Genomic DNA, 16,941 nt, shown 5'->3' with positions numbered 1-16,941 from the left:
GCGCCAAAGAGGGTACGAGTCGCGCCAAAGAGGGTACGAGTCGCGCCAAAGAGGGTACGAGTCGCGCCAAAGAGGGTACGAGTCGCGCCAAAGAGTAGTCGAACCGCGCAAAAAGCAGAAGAAAAGCACAAAAAAAGCCACCGGGAAGTCCCGGTGGCAACTGCCTATCATTCTATTATTTACCGATGAACATTTGTGTCCAGTAGTTACCATCTTCCGCATGACCTACACCAATGTGAGTGAAGTCAGGGTTCATGATGTTTTCACGGTGACCTTGACTGTTCATCCAGCCCTGGACAACTTCTTCTGGAGTCGTTTGTCCCATGGCAATGTTCTCGCCAGCTGTACGGTAGTCAATGCCATATGACTTCATCATGTCAAATGGAGAACCGTAGTTCGGGCTGTTGTGAGAAAAGTAGTTGTTTTGCTGCATATCCAGAGACTTGTCTTTAGCGACTGCACTTAGTTCAGTGTCTAGTTTCAGTGGAGCTAGTCCTTGTTTTTCACGTTCTTGGTTCGTCAATTCAACGACTTGCTTTTCAAAAGCGGATACTTCAGATGTTGCTTCTTCTTGTGTGTTTTCTTCTTTTTGTACTTCTTCTTCAGCAGGCTGCTCTGGTGCTGGAGCTTTTTCAGCTTCTGGCTTTGGAGCAGGTGCTTCTTGTTTAGTCTCTTCTTGTTTAGGCTTTTCTTGTTTAGGTTCTTCCTTTACAGGTGTTTCTGCTTTTGGCTGTTCTTGTTTCGGTTGTTCTGCTGGTGCTTGTTGATCTTTTTGTGCGAACTGATCAAAGAAAGATTGGAAATCTACTTGTTGAAGGTTATTATTCTTCAACGCATCTTCATTTTTACTGATCCAGTCATTCAATTGACCGGAATCTATTTGAATGGTCTTCGTTTCTACTTGTACGTCTTGCTTCACTTCACCTGTAGATGCAAGGGAAGTAGCTGGTGATGCTAGTAAGGATAGAGCAAGCGCTCCTGATACAATCAATGATTTTTTCATCATGTTGAAAATTCCTCCTTGAAACCTTTGTTTTTTGGAACGACTCTATCGTACCACTGAACTTTTGTAACATAGGAGGTTGATATTTCCATAAGATTATAAAAGGGGATTGATAGATTTGAAGGTGAAGCATGCTTCCTTTAATCTCAAGGATTTTTAAAAATTATTGTACGAGGCCTTTTTGGAATAAAAATCCTTTATGTAGATATTTTACTAGTTTATCTGGGTTGACAGACTTTTAAGAAAGGTCTGTTTTTTACGAGTGTGACAGCCGTTTTACAAAGATTAGAGTGATATTAATAGCATACTTTCGTTTATTTAAAGCTCGAATTATGGCACATCTTCCTTCCTGACAGGCTTCAGTCTCTCAGCGAACAGCTGAAGAAGCTTTTTCTACATAGAGACTTATTTTAAACAAGGACGTTCGGTGTGGTATAGTGGAGAAAAGAGGGAGGCGGATGTTGATGAACCCAACAACCATTCATGTAAAGCAACAAAAAGACAATTTAGTGCTCGTTCCATCCCGTGTTGTCTTTTACGAGCAAATGCAACTCGTTGAAACTTTTGATGATCAATCCGAATGTCATATGCTTTTCTTTTATAAGCAAAAATATCTAACTGCCGTCAGGACGACACGGCTTAAGATCCATTCCTATGTGGCTCGTGCATTCAAGGAAGGAACGGTTTATGAATCCCAGCATCCATTTTTACAAGCTTTAATTGAATCGAATGCCCCTCTTCAGAAAATCAGCTATCCTCAGCTGAAAAAGAAAATCGCACGTCCGTATTCCAGGCAGGAACAAGCGAAAATCCTCACCTTTTTTGAATCATTCATTCCTAAAAAACAACTATTCCAAGATATGAAATCACTCTTTTATCAATACCGTCGTGAAGGGAACATGTCCGGAGCTTATCGTGTGATCCGGGTGATGCGTGACTTTGCACCAAATAACCGATTCGTGAAGGAGATGGCCAATGACCTCTCTTATCGCAAGCTCGCCAATCTATACTTAGAACAATCGCACACGCTCATGGAACGCGACCCATTATTTAAGGAAGCGTGTACGTCATTTGAAGACCACCAACGTCTTTTGGAAAAAGAAGGTCGTTGGATTGAAGCGTCCTCTCGTCAGTTATCTCATTTTTACAACCAACCGACTCCAGAAAGCTACCAATCGTATCGAGCCTCTCTCTCCCGGCACTTCGATTGCGATAGCCGAACCTTCATACTTGAGCAAATGTCTCAAGCTATTCCATCCTTCCAACCAGTAACTGAAGACCTTTTCCAACACTATGTAGCAAATGAAAATGTAATGGGAGTGGCACGTCTCTACACAGAACGGGAGCTCCAGCTGAATGAAGAACAATTAAACCAGGTGGAGGTCTTACTTGAAAGAAATCGGTTCGACGAGACTCCTGACAACCTTCTCCCATTCATGAAACGACTTACAGCTCAGCATCCAGAACAAACCCGAGCGCTTTTGGATGCATTTATTATCAGATTGCTTGAAACGATGGAGCTGGAACAAGTCCATGATTCTCTCATGTCGTTTACCAAGAAGAGCTCGCTCATGAGGAAAGTGGAGCGAATGAATGAAATTCGTGAAGACCTTGATTGTATGCAGGAGCTCGGTGAACTGTACTATGGATTCCAGCAGCTTGAGAAATCCATCGAATGCTTCCAAATGGAAATGGAGCTGAAACCGAGTACACCAGAGCCATTAAGGTGGCTTTCGAAAGTGTATGCGGATAAACAAATGATGGATGAATCAAAGGCTTACCAGCAGTTGTGTGTCGATGTACAAAAATGGGCATAAAGAGAGAGAGCCCTATCCAATTTAGTGGATAGGGATCTTTTGTGTGCACGAATATCATGAAACGATAAGAAGTTTAATTGAAAAATAGAAGAGCAATGGAAATAGGAATAAAACTCCAAAACAGGATGATGACACAGAAGCCCATGATGTCTTTGACTTTCAACCCGGCAATAGCTAGAAGCGGCAAGGCCCAAAATGGCTGGATCATGTTCGTCCACGCATCGCCCCACGCTACAGCCATCGCGGTTTTGGCTGTGCTTACGCCGAGATCCATAGCAGCTGGGATCATAATCGGAGCCTGAACGGCCCACTGTCCGCCTCCGGAAGGGACGAAAAAGTTGACGATGCCGGCACTGATAAAGGCGAGCACGGGAAACGTGAATTCTGTTGAAATGCTCACAAACCAGTTCGACATTTGCTCAGATAAACCAGAAGCGACCATCATGCCCATGATTCCTGCATAGAAAGGGAATTGAATGATGATCCCGCCGGCATTTTTCACTCCATCATTTACGCTGTTCAAAAACCTTCTTGGTGTCTGGTGAAAAAGGATGCCGAGGAATAAGAAGATAAAGTTCACAATATTAATATTGAGGTCAAACCCGTTCCTAATAAAGTGATAGACGATGAACGCCAGTCCAAGCGCTCCAATTAAGTAAGAGATGATCTTGCTGTTTTCCATCCGTTCAGCCGGGGTCAGGTCGGCTGTTGTTGCGGCCATTTGCTGCTCGGCCTTATCTTCGTTTTCTAAGAAGTCGAGATTGTTTTTACTCAGGTCACCACTGGATTTTAACAACCATAAGTTAAGCAGAGGAAGAGAGAGAAGTAAAGTCACGATGATGAAAATATTCATGCTGCTGAACAATGTGTCCGTAATAGCGATGGAACCAATCGAATCGGCTAGAAAATGGTCTTCGGTCGCAATGGTTAATGGAATGGATCCTGAAAACCCCCCGTGCCAAAGAATGAATCCACTATAAGCACTGGCCATCAATAAACGGTAATCTACATTAGGAACTCGCCTCGCTACATGAACGGCCAGGAGTGCCCCAGCTACAAGTCCAAAGCCATAGTTGATCACACAAGCGACGCCAGCTACGAAAGTAACTAATAAAATGGCCTGTCCCGGAGTTTTCGCAAGCGTACTTATTTTTGATAAAGCGGCTTTGACTAAAGGAGTATTGGCAAGTATGTATCCTGTGACAACGATGAGTGACATTTGCATGGCGAATGCGAGAAGGTTCCAAAAGCCATCTCCCCAAAATTGCACCATCTGCCCTGGTGAGCTGCCTGTGAAAAAAATTCCTAATCCAAAAACGACGAGTGTGAGAATGATGGCGAACAAAAACGCATCTGGCAAGAAACGCTGCACCATCCGGTCGAAAAAGTTTGTGATTCCTCGAAGCATCCTAAACAACCTCCTAAATATGTAATCGCTTACAACATTCATATTAAGTGTCTATGAGTGAGAAGAAAATATCAAGGCCCAAGTGTAATTTTTTCCTTGTCAAAAGTTAGAAATAGTCATATACTACATTACAACACTAATGCACCCATTTAGAGAGAAGGCGATACATTGATTCTCGATACCGACGGCATGAAACCTATTTATATTCAAATTGCGGAATGGCTGGAAAGTGAAATCCTGCATGGGAATTTCCAAGCAGACGACAAGGTGTATTCGCAATATCAACTGGCCGATCTATATAACATCAACCCGGCAACAGCTGCCAAAGGTCTGACAAAGCTTGCAGAAGAAGGGATCCTTTATGACAAACGAGGACTCGGGAAGTTTGTCTCGACCCATGCAAAGCAGATCATTATCGATAAGCGAAAAAATCAGACGCTGAAAAACTTGGTCAATGACCTTGTCACGGAAGCCGGAAGACTGGAGCTTTCAGAAGAAGACACCATAAAGCTCATCAGGAATGCTTGGAAAGGGGAACAAGGATGAAGGCGATCAAATGTAAGGATTTGAATAAACGTTTTTACCGGAAAAACGCGTTGAACGATCTTTCTTTTTCTATCGAAGAAAATAAAATTGTTGGAGTAATCGGCAGGAATGGAGCAGGGAAAACGACACTGCTGAAGATCATCGCAGGGTTATTGAAGGAAAAGTCAGGAGTTATTGAAGTTTATGGGAGAAGACCGTTCAATAATTTGTTTGTGTCTGCGAATACGATTTATATCGATGATGCCATGAACTTTCCGACGGCGCTCACTTTGAAAGAGATTCTTGAAGAAGGGAAGCGATTTTACCACCATTGGGATCATGATTTAGCACTAAGATTGTTCGATTATTTCGGGTTCAATCCGAGTCAGCATCATAACGAATTATCAAAAGGAAAGGAAAGTACGTTCAATATGATAGTCGGCCTTGCTTCAAGATCGCCTCTGACGATTTTTGATGAACCAACGACAGGAATGGATGCAGCAGTCCGAAAAGACTTTTATCGTGCGTTGCTGAAGGATTACTTGGCACATCCTAGAACGATCCTATTATCGACGCATCATTTAGAAGAAATGGAAGATTTGCTTGAAGAGGTTCTTGTCATTCACGAAGGTTCCTTGAAACTGCAAATGTCCATGGATGACTTGAAGGAATATGGAGTGGGTCTCACAGGGAAAAAGGACGTTGTCGAACCATTTTTAAAGGAAAAAGAGATTCTGTGGAAAAAAGAGCAGGCGCTTGATACTTGCTATGCGGTAATAAAAAACGACCTTACGGATCATGAATATCAGCGCATGAAAGAAGCAGGGGTTCAAGTTTCACCTGTCAAAGCGAATGATCTATGTATCTATCTGACTGAATCTCGAAATGAAAAGGGGAGTGTGGATGATGTCTTTGATCGAAGTGCAGACGTCTGAAATCGTCAAAAAGCAAATCGGCTATAAATGGAGGGCTTATACAGGCGTATTCACTTCTCTTGTTGTCATCCAGCTCCTCGGGCTCTTGTTTTCTTTGAACGGATCCGGTTCGATGGGCAGCGGGAGAACAGTCTACGATGTGAACATCACCTATTACACCGCAGACATCGTTGTTGGTTTCACAATTTTTTGGGGCTTTTTGACGGCTTTTCTTTTAACGACGAAAGCGTATCGAGAAGATGATTTCGCATTTGTTACGAACAGGAAGACGAGTACACTCTCAACGATTGTTTTTTTGTTCATGATTTGTGTGATCGGTGCATTGACCGCTTTGCTGTCCGGTTTTGCTTTGAAACTGATTGCCTATTTTATATTGCCTGGAGAAGAAATGCTTCTTACCCAGGGAGTAGGTAATGTGAGTGCATGGCTGCTTGGGATGTTTGCGACCATTATCATCGTTTTTATGTTCAGCAGCTTAGGTTATTTGGCTGGTATGATCGTTCAGTTGAATAAAATGCTCGTCATTGTAATGCCGGTAGTCGTGGTAGGTTTGATGATTTTATTATCGCGAGGCGGATTTCAAATTCAGGTGTATTTCTTTGAATTCTTTTTTGAAGAAAACAATGCGTGGCTGTTCACTCTTAAGACGCTTTCCGCCACCACAATTTTCTATGCATTGTCTGTCCTCGTTTCCAATCGTTTGGAGGTGAAGCAATGATTGTGGTAGCTTTCATGCCGATTCTAATATTGCTTGCGGTCATCATTGCTTTGAGCCTTCTCATAAAAAAAAGTTCCCGGTTCGGTTTTGGGCGAGGGAAGGCAGGACTCTGGATGCTCATCAGTTACTCTGTCCTGTTAGTCGTCTCGGCGGTTATTTTTCTTGCGATTCCACTTGGGAGTATAGAACTGAAAGGACAAGAGAAGGAGGAGAAAGAAGAACAAAAGTCTCAGCAATTCTATGAAGCAGTTCAAGAGGGGAAGTTAGATGAAATAGAAGAATGGCGCATCCATGAATGGTCGTTTCCTTTTGATAAAGAACAATTGATTCTTCAAGTATTAGAAAATGACGTGAACGGGATCAACATTTTTGTAGAGCGTACGGATGACCTAACAGAGACCGTGGAGGCTTTCTACTATCAGACACCACTGATGATCAATGGGTATGAAGTGGAAGAAAAGTACATGCCCGCAGTGAGTATGGTTATGACGACACTTTCTATTTATCCAGGGGAGAAATTGAACCTGAAATACAAAATGTTTGGTTCTGAGTTTCCTTTCCGATTGTTTGATAAAGAGAATGGATCGATGTGGGGAGATACAACGGTTTCGCATTGGAACGGAACCGCTCTTTATATTCGTGTTCCAGAAGGACTGGATGTAGTTGGTGATCAGAATGCTTATACAGAAGTGAACCCATCATAAAAGGACCAGCTTCTCTTCGTGAGAGGCTGGTCCTTTTTTCCGTATATGAAATATAAGATAGCTTTATTTGGAGGTTAGGCCTATCTATTTTGAAAGGCGCCGATTCCTTACAGGACTCTGGCGCTAATTAATTTGGAGTTAACGACGCTTACCGCAGCAGCCGCCTGATTTCTTATATGCCGCCGTTCGTCTGCCGTTCTTTGTATCAATCACGATCGGAGCATCCTTGTCTCTTGTTACTCTTGGGAGAACACTTCTTCTTTCGTACTTCCTTCTCACCATCCATCTCTCCTTTCACTGATACTATATTCATTTTGAATCAAAAGGGGAGGGCTTTTCGTCCTCTACAACATGGACAGGAATGGAATTTGGCTGCCGATTTATTATACGATAGCCTTTCACATCTGGTGCAGAGTTTTTGAAAGATACGATGATCATATACACTTTAGCATCTGCATGCTGGAGAAGGTCGTAACTCGATGGTTTCGCCGAGGTTGTTGGATGAGAATGATAGATAGCGAGAATGTCATCCTTTTGTTCTACTGCTTTCTGAATAGCAGCTTCTACGTATTTTTCACTTACAAAAAAGCGTTTGTCTGATCGGGCTTCATTAAGTAAGGGCCAGAGGTGTCGCACGTAACGGCCCACCCCTGACAGCAGTCCACAACCTTCAAAAGGAAGACTATCACGGCAATGATCGATCATTTGTTGGTGAATGGACGCAGGTACCAGGAGACGAGTTTCTTTCATCCCCGCTGGAAAAGGGAAAAGAAGGCGTTTACGGGCTGGCGCTTTTCCGCTTTTTCATCTTCACTCTTCTCTTCTATAGAAGCTTTATAATCATTTTCCTCATGAATATTCTCTTGCGTCGTTTTCGTTTCTGCTTTGGTCTCCTCCACTTGGGGAGCTTCCTTCTTTTCATTCATTGCAACACTTTCCTCGGAAGGTGCCGGCTGGTCTTTTGCTGGTTGTTCAGCCATCTTGTTTTCTGGAGTTTCATCCATAAAAGGATGGTTTTCTTTGCTTTCCTCATGGGGAACAGGTGGGTTTAACGCTTGGTTGTTTTGCGCAGTGACCGCCTGTTGAGTGCTGGCGTCGGGATCATCGCTTCTTTGGATAGTAGGGTCTTTCGGTATTGGTGGATTTGATGCCGGTTTCTTCTTCTTTTGAGGGTTCATCTTATTTGATTTGACGGTTTTATTTTTTTTGCTAGAGGAAAGCGGCTTGTGTCCTCTAGGCAGACCGGATGGAGATTTAGGGGATTGGCTGCGAGTGGGGGATGGATGGTGGTTTCTAGGTCCTTGGAATTTACCCTGGTCATTCGGGTCATGCACTTGGGTGCCCGGACGTACCATATTTCTTAGTTGACTGAACCCTTTTGGTGTTTGGTCGACAGGAGCCGCTGGTGCTGCTTTTGGCTGCTGTATCGCTTTTTTCAGCTCAGCAATATCTTCGCGCAATCCTTTAAGATCATTATTCTCCATCAGCTCTTCCTGCTTCATTAAAAGAAGATCGAATTTTTCATTCAAGGAAAGCATTTCGCTGCCCAGTTCATTTATGCTTTCATGAAGGTAGCCGAACTGTTCGGAAAAATAATCATACGCTTCGGCTTCTTCATCCTCCATGTATTCTTCTTCATATTCGTTTTCGTTCAAAGGTATCACTTCCTCTTTCTTTTCTTTATGATCGTGTTGGAAAAGAAGCTCCTGGTACGCCTGGTGCTCAGCTTTCAACGATTCAATGGTAGCTTTATACAAATCGATCTTCGCTTTGATGACCTGCAAATCTTCCGGATCGAACATTTTTTTATCCATTTCGCAATCACCCTTTTCCCGTTCATTAATATACTATTTGAGAATTACCAAATCGTGACAACAGCACATTTCCTTGTAATATAACAAACTTCCGCTTTTGCACTATACCTTGTCTTGTACCCAACATATGCTACAAATGAAAGAAATATAATTCTATTTGGAGGTGTTTGCAATTATGCAAGCAAAAAATTTAAATGGTGGGCAAGAGCTCATCTGTATGAATGTCGATAAGGTTTATGATTGGGTTATAGAGGAAAGGAATTTTGAATTTACTTTACCATCAGCAACAGCTGTCACGTTTCTTCCTACACCAACTGCAGCACCAACTACAGCACAACTTTTAGGAGCTACAGTTACTTGTGAAGTAGAACCAGATCCTACAACCCCGATTGAAATCTTAGATCGTGACGATCGCCAATTCGTTATTAATGGTGACCCTGTAACACTCCAACAGCTAAATATTAGAAAAAACTTCGTCATTACCCTTACTGTAACTTTAGCTGACGGAAGGGTATTCACTTCAGCTCCACCTACGTTACCAGGAGCTACTACTCCTATAAACCCATTTTTAAGATTTTCAAGATGTGAACAAGTAACACTTTGTGCTCCTGAAGGAACTGATGTGGAAGTCGTGTTCACTGACCTGGATTGTTTTGTTTGTTCTTCAGGCACTATTACTGCAGTTCTTGATACAACAACAGGAGTACTCACATTCGCATTCTCCAACTTGCAAATTTCAATTGTTTCATGCCAAAGCATCCAATCAACATTCCCTGTAACAGTAGAGTTCCTTGCAGAGTTCTGTGAGCCACGTGATGTTCTTCCTACACCTTGCCCGGCACCAATCCGTCCAGACCAGTGCCCGGTTGTTTTCCCGGCATTCGGTAATGGCGACAATGGTGATAATGGCTAATCGCCAATCATAAGATAAAGAGAGGATTCTCTTCCTCTCTTTATTTTTGTTTTTTAGAAAGGGTGGAAACGATGAGCGACAGCCGGGGATTGACTTCCAAGATTCACGCTTACCACCAGCAAACCCAGGAATACTTGAATCAAATGAAAGAACTGCTTCAAAACGCTGCACCTCCCATACCATTCATCAGCTATTTTACATACAGCCTCAGCATTACCCACGGACCAAGTGATGAAAACTTATGCTTGGGATCTTTTCATATCCAAAATTTATCTCCGCGTCCAATTATTAATCCTTATCTCTGTATCAAGCTCTCTGAAGGGGCTCCGTTTTCCTTTTCCGGGCGGTTTGTATACGACGAGGCAAAAATGCCGCGACGTGCGCAGGGGGGGTGGAAGAGGTTGAATGAAAGAGAAAACAAGGAAGAGTATTGGCTGCAGCCGTTAGAACAATCCACAATCCCTCCAGGTCAAACGCTCACTTTTCCCAACTTTCAAATCAGATGGAGCGCGAAAGATAACTATGCAGGAAGTATCTCTGGATTTGTATATTGTGAGGAAGACAAGGAGGGGACGGCTTCATTGAACTCCATCAATCTGAACGGAGCCGTGCCGAAGGAGGTGGAGCCGGATGACGGATCAGAACAGTCATGAGTTATTAATGAAGCAATTGATGAAGCAGCTGCTGGAAAACCAACTGCAGGAGGTCCAACAAAACGATAAGGGAAACAGCAGTTTTGTATTCTTGGAAAACCATACATTGAATTTACTTCTCCTTAGTTATTTGACAAGGAATAGTGGTAATTCTTCTCTTCCTGCTACAAACGCATCCCCTCCAGGAGATTTCAGTGCTGCTATTCAAGAAGTTGAAAGGATGACGGAAGAAGGGAAAGAGGCGTTTGAAGAAGTAATCACGATAATGAAAGAGCGACTCTAACTTTGAACAGGGGGCTTTTACTATGAAAAAGGATCCGATTCAGCTTCAACAGCGGCTGATTTATTATAGGGCTGAACTGGACAAATACAAAAAGAAAGTTCGGGACTACCAAGATAATTATCACTACTCACAGTTGGAGCAGCTGAAAATGGAGAATGCTGAATTAAGAGAAGAACTGGAAAGGTGGAGCGATAAGGAAGCGGCAGTCAAAGGGGAATTGAGTAAGCGAATCCAGGGGTTTGAGGAGCAAGAGAACCGTTTTGAAGAACGGGAAGAAAGTTTGAGAAATGAGATACAGAACTGGCAGAAACAGTGTGACGAATTGAAGGACCAAAAGCGTGACCTTCTCTACAAAGTCCAGGACCTTGAAGGAGGACTTGGTGAAACACGCAGACGTTTGTCACAGTCGCAAAAGGATATGAATCTCCTGCATGTCAGCTATGTTCAGCTTCAGAAAGAATTTCAGGAAGTGAAGCGGGAGAAAGCAGCAGGAGATAAAGAGATCGGTACATTGAGAAAGTCTTTGTCCGACACGCAATATGAAATGGAAGAAAAGGTGGAGGGAGCCAATCAAACGGTTGTTAAATTACAGGCTATCCAGGAGTCTCTAAGCTCGGAGTTGAATGATCAAAAATCGGCCACTTCGCGGAAAGAACAGGAGTGTAAGGAACAAGCCAATGAAATTAACAATCTAAGACATGAAAACTCAGAACTTAAAACACATAAAAATCAGTGGAAAGATCGATGTGAAAAACAGGAAGAAAGCTATCAAAAGCAGGCCGCACACTATGAAGAGGAAATCACAAAGCTTCAATCAGATTTGGGAAGTTCGCTCAATGAAAAGAAAAAGCTGGCAGAGCTTTTGGAAGATAAGCAGGCTTCCTGGAACAAGCAGTCGGAAGAATATCGCTCACAATTAAGTGTTGTGCAGACAGAACAGGAATCCTTACGTTCGGAGTTGAAGGAACAAAAAGCAGTTACTTCACAGAAAGAGCAGGAATGTACCAAACAAGCCAATGAAATAAAGCATCTACAAAAGGAAAACTCGGAACTTACTCAACATAAAAATCAATGGAAGAATCAATGTGACAAACAGGCGGAAAGCTATGAAAAGCAGGCCAAACACTATGAGGATGAAATCGCAAAGCTCCAATCAGACTGTGAGCGTTCGATCAATGAAAAGAAACAGCTGGCGGAACTGTTGGAAACGAAACAATCGTCATGGAAGAAGCAGTCGGAAGAGTACCGCTCACAATTGAATCTGGTTCAGACGGAAACGGAGCGTCTGAAGAAAGAGAACGAGAAATGGAAAGAACAATATGAACACCAGAAGCAAGCGCTGGAAAAAGAAAAAGCGGAAGAAACAGAGCTTTTATATGATATGGAAAAGCAGATGCAGTTTTTGCTAGGTGGCTCTTTTGGGGAAAGACAGCCGATGAATGGAAAAGTGGCGATTGTTAGAGCGTTGGAGCAGAAATTGGAGGAGCTCACGAGTGATATTAACGACCTTGAAGATAGCATGGATGAGATGGACTGAGAGCGCCGGATATGGCGCTCTTTTTTAGATTCTATTAAAAAGGGGTGGTTCGTACTCATACCCTTTTCACACAATTGGGCGTACGCACATAAATTAGCTGTAGAGGTGGTGAGTATGAAAGACAGCCGAAGGGAATCTATGATCGACCCTTTACAAATGGAAAAACAAGAATGGAAAAAGCGGCAGATGCAGCACCGTCTGAAGCAGATCTTAACCATATCATCGCCGATCTTCATTGTTTTGCTGTGGGAGTTTTTATCACGAACGGGACTAATCGATGCCCGATTCTTCCCGCCTCCGACAGAAATCGTCGGCACGTTCTGGGCGATGGGGATGAGCGGAGAGCTGTTCCATCATGTCGGGATTTCTTTATTTCGTATTTTTGCAGGCTTTTTGCTCGGGGTCATACCGGCGATTGTAATTGGGCTATTGATGGGGCTTTACGGGCCGATCCGGCATTTTCTGTCGCCACTCATCATGGCATTAATGCCGATTCCGACGCTTGCGCTTTTGCCGATCATCATCATTTTATTCGGTGTCGGTGAAGTATCCAAAGTAGTGACGATTGCGGGAAGTGTGTTTTTCCCTGTCGTCATAAATACGGTAGCGGGTGTTGTCAACATCGACCGCATTTATTTGGATGTAGCAAAGAACTATGGCGCGGATTCGAAGCAGTTCTTTTTCAAAATCGCTCTTCCTGGTTCGCTTCCTGTCATGCTTGAAGGGATCCAGATGGGGCAGGCGATTGCGCTTTTGACGATTGTCGCGGCGGAAATGATGGGAGCTAATTCGGGGATCGGATATTTGATCTGGACGTCGTATAAAGCCTTTTTGTTGAAAGAGATGTTTGTCGGACTTGTGCTCATATCGTTCTTCGGCTACTTGTTCTCGATCATTCTCCGGGGACTGCAGGCCAAACTGCTGCCATGGCGCTAACTGATGAAAGGAGCGAGAGGGGATGGAGGCTAAAATATCGATTAAGGATTTAACGAAAGTGTTTTATAAAAAAGAGAGCCGCGTGACGGCACTCCAGGACATTTCACTGGATATTGCGGATGGGGAATTTGTCTGCCTCGTGGGCCCGAGCGGTTGCGGAAAGACAACACTCTTAAGGATTTTGGCTGATTTAGAAAAGCCGAGCGGGGGGACGTTCGAGATTGCGAAAAGCAAAAAAGAACGTCCACTCCAGTCGATGGTTTTCCAGGAACGCGGGGTCATTCCATGGTTGACGGTTGAAGGCAATGTCAGTTTTGGGTTGAAAATGAGGCACTTGCCTGCAGACGTGATCAATGAACGAACGGCTTATTACTTGAAAAAAGTGGGGCTCGAAAAATTCGCTAAACTCTATCCAAAAGAGCTTTCCGGAGGGATGAAACAGCGCGTCAGCATTGCCCGAGCGTTTGCGAACGATCCGGAAATTCTCCTCATGGATGAACCTTTTGCCGCGCTCGATGAGCAGAATAAATTCATTCTGCAGGAAGAACTTCTGAATATCTGGTCGGAGACGAAGAAAACGGTCTTATTTATCACTCATAGCATAGATGAAGCGCTCCTACTTAGCGATCGGATTCTGTTAATGAGTTCGCAGCCCGGCACCATCATTGATGAAAAACGGATCGATCTGCCGAGGCCGAGGAACATGGAACAGGTACGGGCGGATCCTTTGATGGCGGACCATTTTGTAGAGATTTGGAATCATCTCCAGGATGAAGTGCAGCGTTCGCGTAAATAGTGAAAGAAAGGGGATTGGAATCCCATGGTGAAAAAAGTATGTCATCTGTTTTCTTTTTTGTTTATCATTTTTGTGCTGTTCGGCTGTGCCTCCGCGGATAATGGGGAGGATACGGGCAGTGGCAGCGGGGAAATCACTGACGGCGATTTTGCTCCATTAGATAAGAAAGCGACGGTCGTCATTGCCGAAGACGGGGCCGCATCGGGAGCCGGTTTTTATATTGCTGAGGAAAAAGGCTATTTTGATGATTACAACATTGATATCAAGTTTACGACATTCGCCAATAGTGACGACATGCTTCCGGCGCTGGCGGCTGGCGAAGTGGACATTGCCGGCGGCGTTTCCACAGCTTCCTTTTTCAATGCCATCGCCCAGGGCATTGACGTGAAAATTATTGCCGATAAAGGCCACTATTTTGATGGTAGCTCATATTTCAGTTTTGTCATTCGTGAAGATCTACAGGATGAAATCAAAGATTATAGCGACTTGAAAGGCAAGCGGATTGCCGTTTCATCGAGAAACGCCGTGGATGATTATATCTTCCAGCGCATGCTTGAACACGCGGGACTGACCGAAGACGATGTGGAATTCGTTCTCATGTCTGACTTTGGAAACATGCTTGCTGCGATGGGCAACAAGTCGATTGATGCCGCTCTTCAAATCGAACCATTGATTACCCAGGGGGAAGCGCAGAACCTACACGTTCGTTTCGGTGACGCCACAGATTTCGCTCCAGATGCACAAATTGCAATGGTGCTTGGATCGCCTGATTTTATCGAAAAAGAAACCGACGTATCCGTACGCTTTATGGCGGCTTACCTGAAGGGTGTGCGCGATTACAATGATGCGTTCCTTCACGATGAAGGCCTTGATGAAGTGATCGATATCATGACAAAGCATACGGCATTGAAAGACGCTGACGTGTGGAAAAAAGTAGGCGTAACTGGGCTCGACCCGAACGGGGAAATGTTTATCGATGATATTAAGAAACAATTCGAGATGTATGACGCGAACGGCGCCATCAGTGGAGATATTGACTTCAATGATGCAATCGACACCTCTTTGTCTGAAGAAGCGATGGAAGTCATCGGGCGTTATGATCGATAACACTTTTTCTGAAAAAACACTTGTCATCGGATGGTTTTTATTGTAAAGTAACCATTAACTCAATTGAATAATTCTTATCAAGAGAAGCAGAGGAACTGGTCCTGTGAAGCTTCAGCAACCACCAACATCGGCTGGCCGGTGCTAATTCCAGCAAGTGATGATCACTTGAAAGATAAGAAGGAATGAACGGATACGATTCAAGAGCCTTCTTATGTGAGAAGGCTCTTTTTTGTTTGCGGCCTTCTTGTGGATCAGGAACTTTTCTCGGGATAAAACCAACTATTCTGATGAGTTATATAAAAAGGAGGTCAAATCATGACAAAACCATTGAGCAACGCTTTCGCACTTATCCCATTTGCGATCTTTATTTTACTTTTCATCGGATCGGGAATCATCACAGGAGATTTTTATCAAATGCCTGTCCTTGTCGCCTTGTTCGTAGCGATTCTCGCCGCGTTAGCCATGAACCGTAGAACGGATTTCCAAACGAAAATCTCCCAACTGACGAAAGGGGGAGGGCACCCGAACATCATTTTAATGGTCATCATTTTCTTACTAGCTGGAGCATTTGCTGCTGTGGCATCGGGCATGGGGGCGGTTGAATCGACCGTCAATCTTGGCTTAACTTACCTTCCTGGCGGCTGGATGGTCGTCGGATTGTTTGTCATCGGCTGCTTCATTTCGATTTCCATGGGAACATCCACAGGTACGGTTGTGGCTCTTGCCCCCATTGGTGTGGGTGTCGCAGAGCAGACAGACATCGGGCTTGCCTTGGTAATGGGGGCGATTGTCAGTGGTGCGATGTTCGGGGACAACCTTTCTGTTATTTCTGATACGACCATTGCTGCTGTTCGGACACAGGGTACAGAGATGAAAGAGAAGTTCAAAGCGAATTTCTTCATTGTCCTGCCCGCCGCCATTGTTACAGCTGTGATCTTTGGTGTGATGACGGCAGATGCATCCGCTAGTTTGTCGGAAAACTACACGTACAACATTGTGGAAATCCTGCCTTACTTAGGGGTGCTTGGATTTGCAATTGCCGGCGTGAACGTTATTTTTGTTCTTATTGGTGGCATTGTTTTTGCCGGAAGCGTCGGACTTATACTCGGCAAATTTTCCGGCATGGAATTTGTAACCCTCGTAGGAGATGGATTTACCAATATGCAGACACTTGCCATGATTGCGATTTTGCTGGGCGGACTTGTAGAATTGATTCGGGCAAATGGAGGCATCGAATTTTTATTACAGACAGTCAGCAGGAAAGTGAACTCCAATCGCGGTGGGGAGCTTGGCATCGCAGGGATTGTGACGGCCGTCAACTTTTCTACAGCGAACAATACGATTTCCATCATTACAGCAGGGCCGCTGGCAAAACAAATTTCTGATGAATATGGGATTGAAGGGCGTCGCTCAGCAAGTATTCTCGATATCTTTGCCAGTTCCGTGCAAGGAATCATTCCTTATGGCGGACAAATCCTGGCGGTAGCGGGTGTGGCGAGCATTTCTCCTGTCGCGATTGTTCCGTTTTGCATTTATCCGATGCTTACAGCCGTGGCCGGGCTTTTAGCCATTGCTTTCAGATATCCGAAATTCACTGTTGAAAAAGGAAAAAGAGAATTAAAAAACGCCTCTTAAGAGGGAAGGGCACCTGAATTGGGTGCCTCTTTTTATGTACTTTTTTACGCTCATTTTAAAATAATCTGACATAATATTTTAAAATGAGTCGATTGGAATAGTAGGAAAGGTTTGGAAAACGGGGAGAAAGAGAACGATTAGGGCCTTAAGTGGTATA

General features: G+C 43.9%; 18 protein-coding genes and 1 riboswitch. Of the genes, 13 read left to right on the top strand and 5 right to left on the bottom strand.

Going from position 1 to position 16,941, the window contains the following annotated elements:
- Nucleotides 1-175 precede the first annotated feature (175 nt).
- Complete coding sequence (locus tag BLS23_RS14405) at nucleotides 176-1,006, bottom strand: CAP domain-containing protein (protein WP_089653522.1); 831 nt, start codon at nucleotides 1,004-1,006, stop codon at nucleotides 176-178.
- 461 nt (nucleotides 1,007-1,467) lie between these two features.
- On the opposite strand from BLS23_RS14405, the gene BLS23_RS14400 reads away from it, so the two are divergent.
- On the top strand, nucleotides 1,468-2,820 hold the full coding sequence (locus tag BLS23_RS14400) for a hypothetical protein (RefSeq protein ID WP_143015278.1): 1,353 nt from the start codon (nucleotides 1,468-1,470) through the stop codon (nucleotides 2,818-2,820).
- 73 nt (nucleotides 2,821-2,893) lie between these two features.
- Here the strand turns inward: BLS23_RS14400 and BLS23_RS14395 are convergent, their stop codons facing one another.
- The gene (locus BLS23_RS14395) at nucleotides 2,894-4,228 is read right to left on the bottom strand and encodes a short-chain fatty acid transporter (RefSeq protein WP_089653517.1); all 1,335 of its coding nucleotides are present in this window, start codon (nucleotides 4,226-4,228) and stop codon (nucleotides 2,894-2,896) included.
- A gap of 168 nt (nucleotides 4,229-4,396) precedes the next feature.
- Here BLS23_RS14395 and BLS23_RS14390 point away from each other — a divergent pair, with 168 nt between their 5' ends.
- From BLS23_RS14390 to BLS23_RS14375, 4 genes are read left to right on the top strand one after another with little or no spacing between them, the layout of a single operon-like run.
- Nucleotides 4,397-4,774, top strand: coding sequence for a GntR family transcriptional regulator (locus tag BLS23_RS14390; protein WP_089653511.1), 378 nt, complete (start codon nucleotides 4,397-4,399; stop codon nucleotides 4,772-4,774).
- On the top strand, nucleotides 4,771-5,688 hold the full coding sequence (locus tag BLS23_RS14385; RefSeq protein ID WP_089653508.1) for an ATP-binding cassette domain-containing protein: 918 nt from the start codon (nucleotides 4,771-4,773) through the stop codon (nucleotides 5,686-5,688). Before BLS23_RS14390 ends, BLS23_RS14385 begins: the two co-directional genes overlap by 4 nt.
- Nucleotides 5,657-6,406: a hypothetical protein gene (locus BLS23_RS14380; RefSeq protein WP_143015277.1), complete on the top strand. Its 750-nt coding sequence runs from the start codon at nucleotides 5,657-5,659 to the stop codon at nucleotides 6,404-6,406. The genes BLS23_RS14385 and BLS23_RS14380 overlap by 32 nt, the downstream gene beginning before the upstream one ends.
- Nucleotides 6,403-7,110 carry a hypothetical protein gene (locus tag BLS23_RS14375; RefSeq protein WP_089653503.1) on the top strand — a complete coding sequence of 236 codons (708 nt, stop codon included), beginning with the start codon at nucleotides 6,403-6,405 and terminating at the stop codon, nucleotides 7,108-7,110. The genes BLS23_RS14380 and BLS23_RS14375 overlap by 4 nt, the downstream gene beginning before the upstream one ends.
- Nucleotides 7,111-7,248: 138 nt before the next feature.
- Here the strand turns inward: BLS23_RS14375 and BLS23_RS21805 are convergent, their stop codons facing one another.
- The 3 genes from BLS23_RS21805 to BLS23_RS14365 are packed head-to-tail and all read right to left on the bottom strand — an operon-like array spanning nucleotide 7,249 to nucleotide 8,924.
- Entirely contained in the window at nucleotides 7,249-7,389 is a 141-nt protein-coding gene (locus BLS23_RS21805) for a hypothetical protein (protein ID WP_167356093.1), read from the bottom strand.
- Between the two features lie 30 nt (nucleotides 7,390-7,419).
- Nucleotides 7,420-7,860 (bottom strand): M67 family metallopeptidase, encoded by a 441-nt coding sequence (locus tag BLS23_RS14370; protein ID WP_089653500.1) that lies wholly within the window; start codon nucleotides 7,858-7,860, stop codon nucleotides 7,420-7,422.
- The gene (locus BLS23_RS14365) at nucleotides 7,857-8,924 is read right to left on the bottom strand and encodes a DNA topoisomerase 2-like domain-containing protein (RefSeq protein WP_089653497.1); all 1,068 of its coding nucleotides are present in this window, start codon (nucleotides 8,922-8,924) and stop codon (nucleotides 7,857-7,859) included. Before BLS23_RS14365 ends, BLS23_RS14370 begins: the two co-directional genes overlap by 4 nt.
- Before the next feature lie 175 nt (nucleotides 8,925-9,099).
- On the opposite strand from BLS23_RS14365, the gene BLS23_RS14360 reads away from it, so the two are divergent.
- The 8 genes from BLS23_RS14360 to BLS23_RS14325 all read left to right on the top strand — a co-directional run bounded on the left by BLS23_RS14360 (nucleotide 9,100) and on the right by BLS23_RS14325 (nucleotide 16,784).
- Nucleotides 9,100-9,837 (top strand): BMQ_0737 family morphogenetic spore coat protein, encoded by a 738-nt coding sequence (locus tag BLS23_RS14360; protein WP_089653494.1) that lies wholly within the window; start codon nucleotides 9,100-9,102, stop codon nucleotides 9,835-9,837.
- Between the two features lie 71 nt (nucleotides 9,838-9,908).
- Nucleotides 9,909-10,490, top strand: coding sequence for a hypothetical protein (locus BLS23_RS14355; protein ID WP_089653491.1), 582 nt, complete (start codon nucleotides 9,909-9,911; stop codon nucleotides 10,488-10,490).
- Nucleotides 10,468-10,773, top strand: coding sequence for a hypothetical protein (locus BLS23_RS14350; protein ID WP_089653488.1), 306 nt, complete (start codon nucleotides 10,468-10,470; stop codon nucleotides 10,771-10,773). The genes BLS23_RS14355 and BLS23_RS14350 overlap by 23 nt, the downstream gene beginning before the upstream one ends.
- A 22-nt stretch (nucleotides 10,774-10,795) precedes the next feature.
- Complete coding sequence (locus BLS23_RS14345; protein WP_089653484.1) at nucleotides 10,796-12,310, top strand: coiled-coil domain-containing protein; 1,515 nt, start codon at nucleotides 10,796-10,798, stop codon at nucleotides 12,308-12,310.
- A gap of 114 nt (nucleotides 12,311-12,424) precedes the next feature.
- The gene (locus tag BLS23_RS14340; protein ID WP_089653481.1) at nucleotides 12,425-13,246 is read left to right on the top strand and encodes an ABC transporter permease; all 822 of its coding nucleotides are present in this window, start codon (nucleotides 12,425-12,427) and stop codon (nucleotides 13,244-13,246) included.
- 22 nt (nucleotides 13,247-13,268) lie between these two features.
- Nucleotides 13,269-14,042: an ABC transporter ATP-binding protein gene (locus BLS23_RS14335; protein WP_089653479.1), complete on the top strand. Its 774-nt coding sequence runs from the start codon at nucleotides 13,269-13,271 to the stop codon at nucleotides 14,040-14,042.
- 24 nt (nucleotides 14,043-14,066) lie between these two features.
- Nucleotides 14,067-15,149 carry an ABC transporter substrate-binding protein gene (locus BLS23_RS14330; protein ID WP_089653476.1) on the top strand — a complete coding sequence of 361 codons (1,083 nt, stop codon included), beginning with the start codon at nucleotides 14,067-14,069 and terminating at the stop codon, nucleotides 15,147-15,149.
- Nucleotides 15,150-15,220: 71 nt separating this feature from the next.
- Nucleotides 15,221-15,328, top strand: a riboswitch (SAM riboswitch).
- A gap of 136 nt (nucleotides 15,329-15,464) precedes the next feature.
- Nucleotides 15,465-16,784 (top strand): Na+/H+ antiporter NhaC family protein, encoded by a 1,320-nt coding sequence (locus BLS23_RS14325; RefSeq protein ID WP_089653472.1) that lies wholly within the window; start codon nucleotides 15,465-15,467, stop codon nucleotides 16,782-16,784.
- The last annotated feature ends 157 nt before the right edge of the window (nucleotides 16,785-16,941 follow it).

Source organism: Halobacillus aidingensis, from assembly GCF_900104185.1.
In the GTDB taxonomy this organism is placed as follows: domain Bacteria; phylum Bacillota; class Bacilli; order Bacillales; family Halobacillaceae; genus Halobacillus; species Halobacillus aidingensis.
The sequence above is the reverse complement of the archived record's forward strand: the minus strand, read 5'-3'. Positions and strand labels throughout refer to the sequence as shown.

Excerpts from the sequence above, each read along its gene's own strand:
- BLS23_RS14360 (WP_089653494.1), top strand. The coding sequence starts at position 9,100 with ATGCAAGCAAAAAATTTAAATGGTGGGCAAGAGCTCATCTGTATGAAT.
- BLS23_RS14405 (WP_089653522.1), bottom strand. The coding sequence starts at position 1,006 with ATGATGAAAAAATCATTGATTGTATCAGGAGCGCTTGCTCTATCCTTA.
- BLS23_RS14355 (WP_089653491.1), top strand. The coding sequence starts at position 9,909 with ATGAGCGACAGCCGGGGATTGACTTCCAAGATTCACGCTTACCACCAG.
- BLS23_RS14340 (WP_089653481.1), top strand. The coding sequence starts at position 12,425 with ATGAAAGACAGCCGAAGGGAATCTATGATCGACCCTTTACAAATGGAA.
- BLS23_RS14335 (WP_089653479.1), top strand. The coding sequence starts at position 13,269 with ATGGAGGCTAAAATATCGATTAAGGATTTAACGAAAGTGTTTTATAAA.
- BLS23_RS14350 (WP_089653488.1), top strand. The coding sequence starts at position 10,468 with ATGACGGATCAGAACAGTCATGAGTTATTAATGAAGCAATTGATGAAG.
- BLS23_RS14395 (WP_089653517.1), bottom strand. The coding sequence starts at position 4,228 with ATGCTTCGAGGAATCACAAACTTTTTCGACCGGATGGTGCAGCGTTTC.
- BLS23_RS14330 (WP_089653476.1), top strand. The coding sequence starts at position 14,067 with ATGGTGAAAAAAGTATGTCATCTGTTTTCTTTTTTGTTTATCATTTTT.
- BLS23_RS14325 (WP_089653472.1), top strand. The coding sequence starts at position 15,465 with ATGACAAAACCATTGAGCAACGCTTTCGCACTTATCCCATTTGCGATC.
- BLS23_RS14400 (WP_143015278.1), top strand. The coding sequence starts at position 1,468 with ATGAACCCAACAACCATTCATGTAAAGCAACAAAAAGACAATTTAGTG.
- BLS23_RS14380 (WP_143015277.1), top strand. The coding sequence starts at position 5,657 with ATGATGTCTTTGATCGAAGTGCAGACGTCTGAAATCGTCAAAAAGCAA.
- BLS23_RS14385 (WP_089653508.1), top strand. The coding sequence starts at position 4,771 with ATGAAGGCGATCAAATGTAAGGATTTGAATAAACGTTTTTACCGGAAA.
- BLS23_RS14365 (WP_089653497.1), bottom strand. The coding sequence starts at position 8,924 with ATGGATAAAAAAATGTTCGATCCGGAAGATTTGCAGGTCATCAAAGCG.
- BLS23_RS14370 (WP_089653500.1), bottom strand. The coding sequence starts at position 7,860 with ATGAAAGAAACTCGTCTCCTGGTACCTGCGTCCATTCACCAACAAATG.
- BLS23_RS14345 (WP_089653484.1), top strand. The coding sequence starts at position 10,796 with ATGAAAAAGGATCCGATTCAGCTTCAACAGCGGCTGATTTATTATAGG.
- BLS23_RS14375 (WP_089653503.1), top strand. The coding sequence starts at position 6,403 with ATGATTGTGGTAGCTTTCATGCCGATTCTAATATTGCTTGCGGTCATC.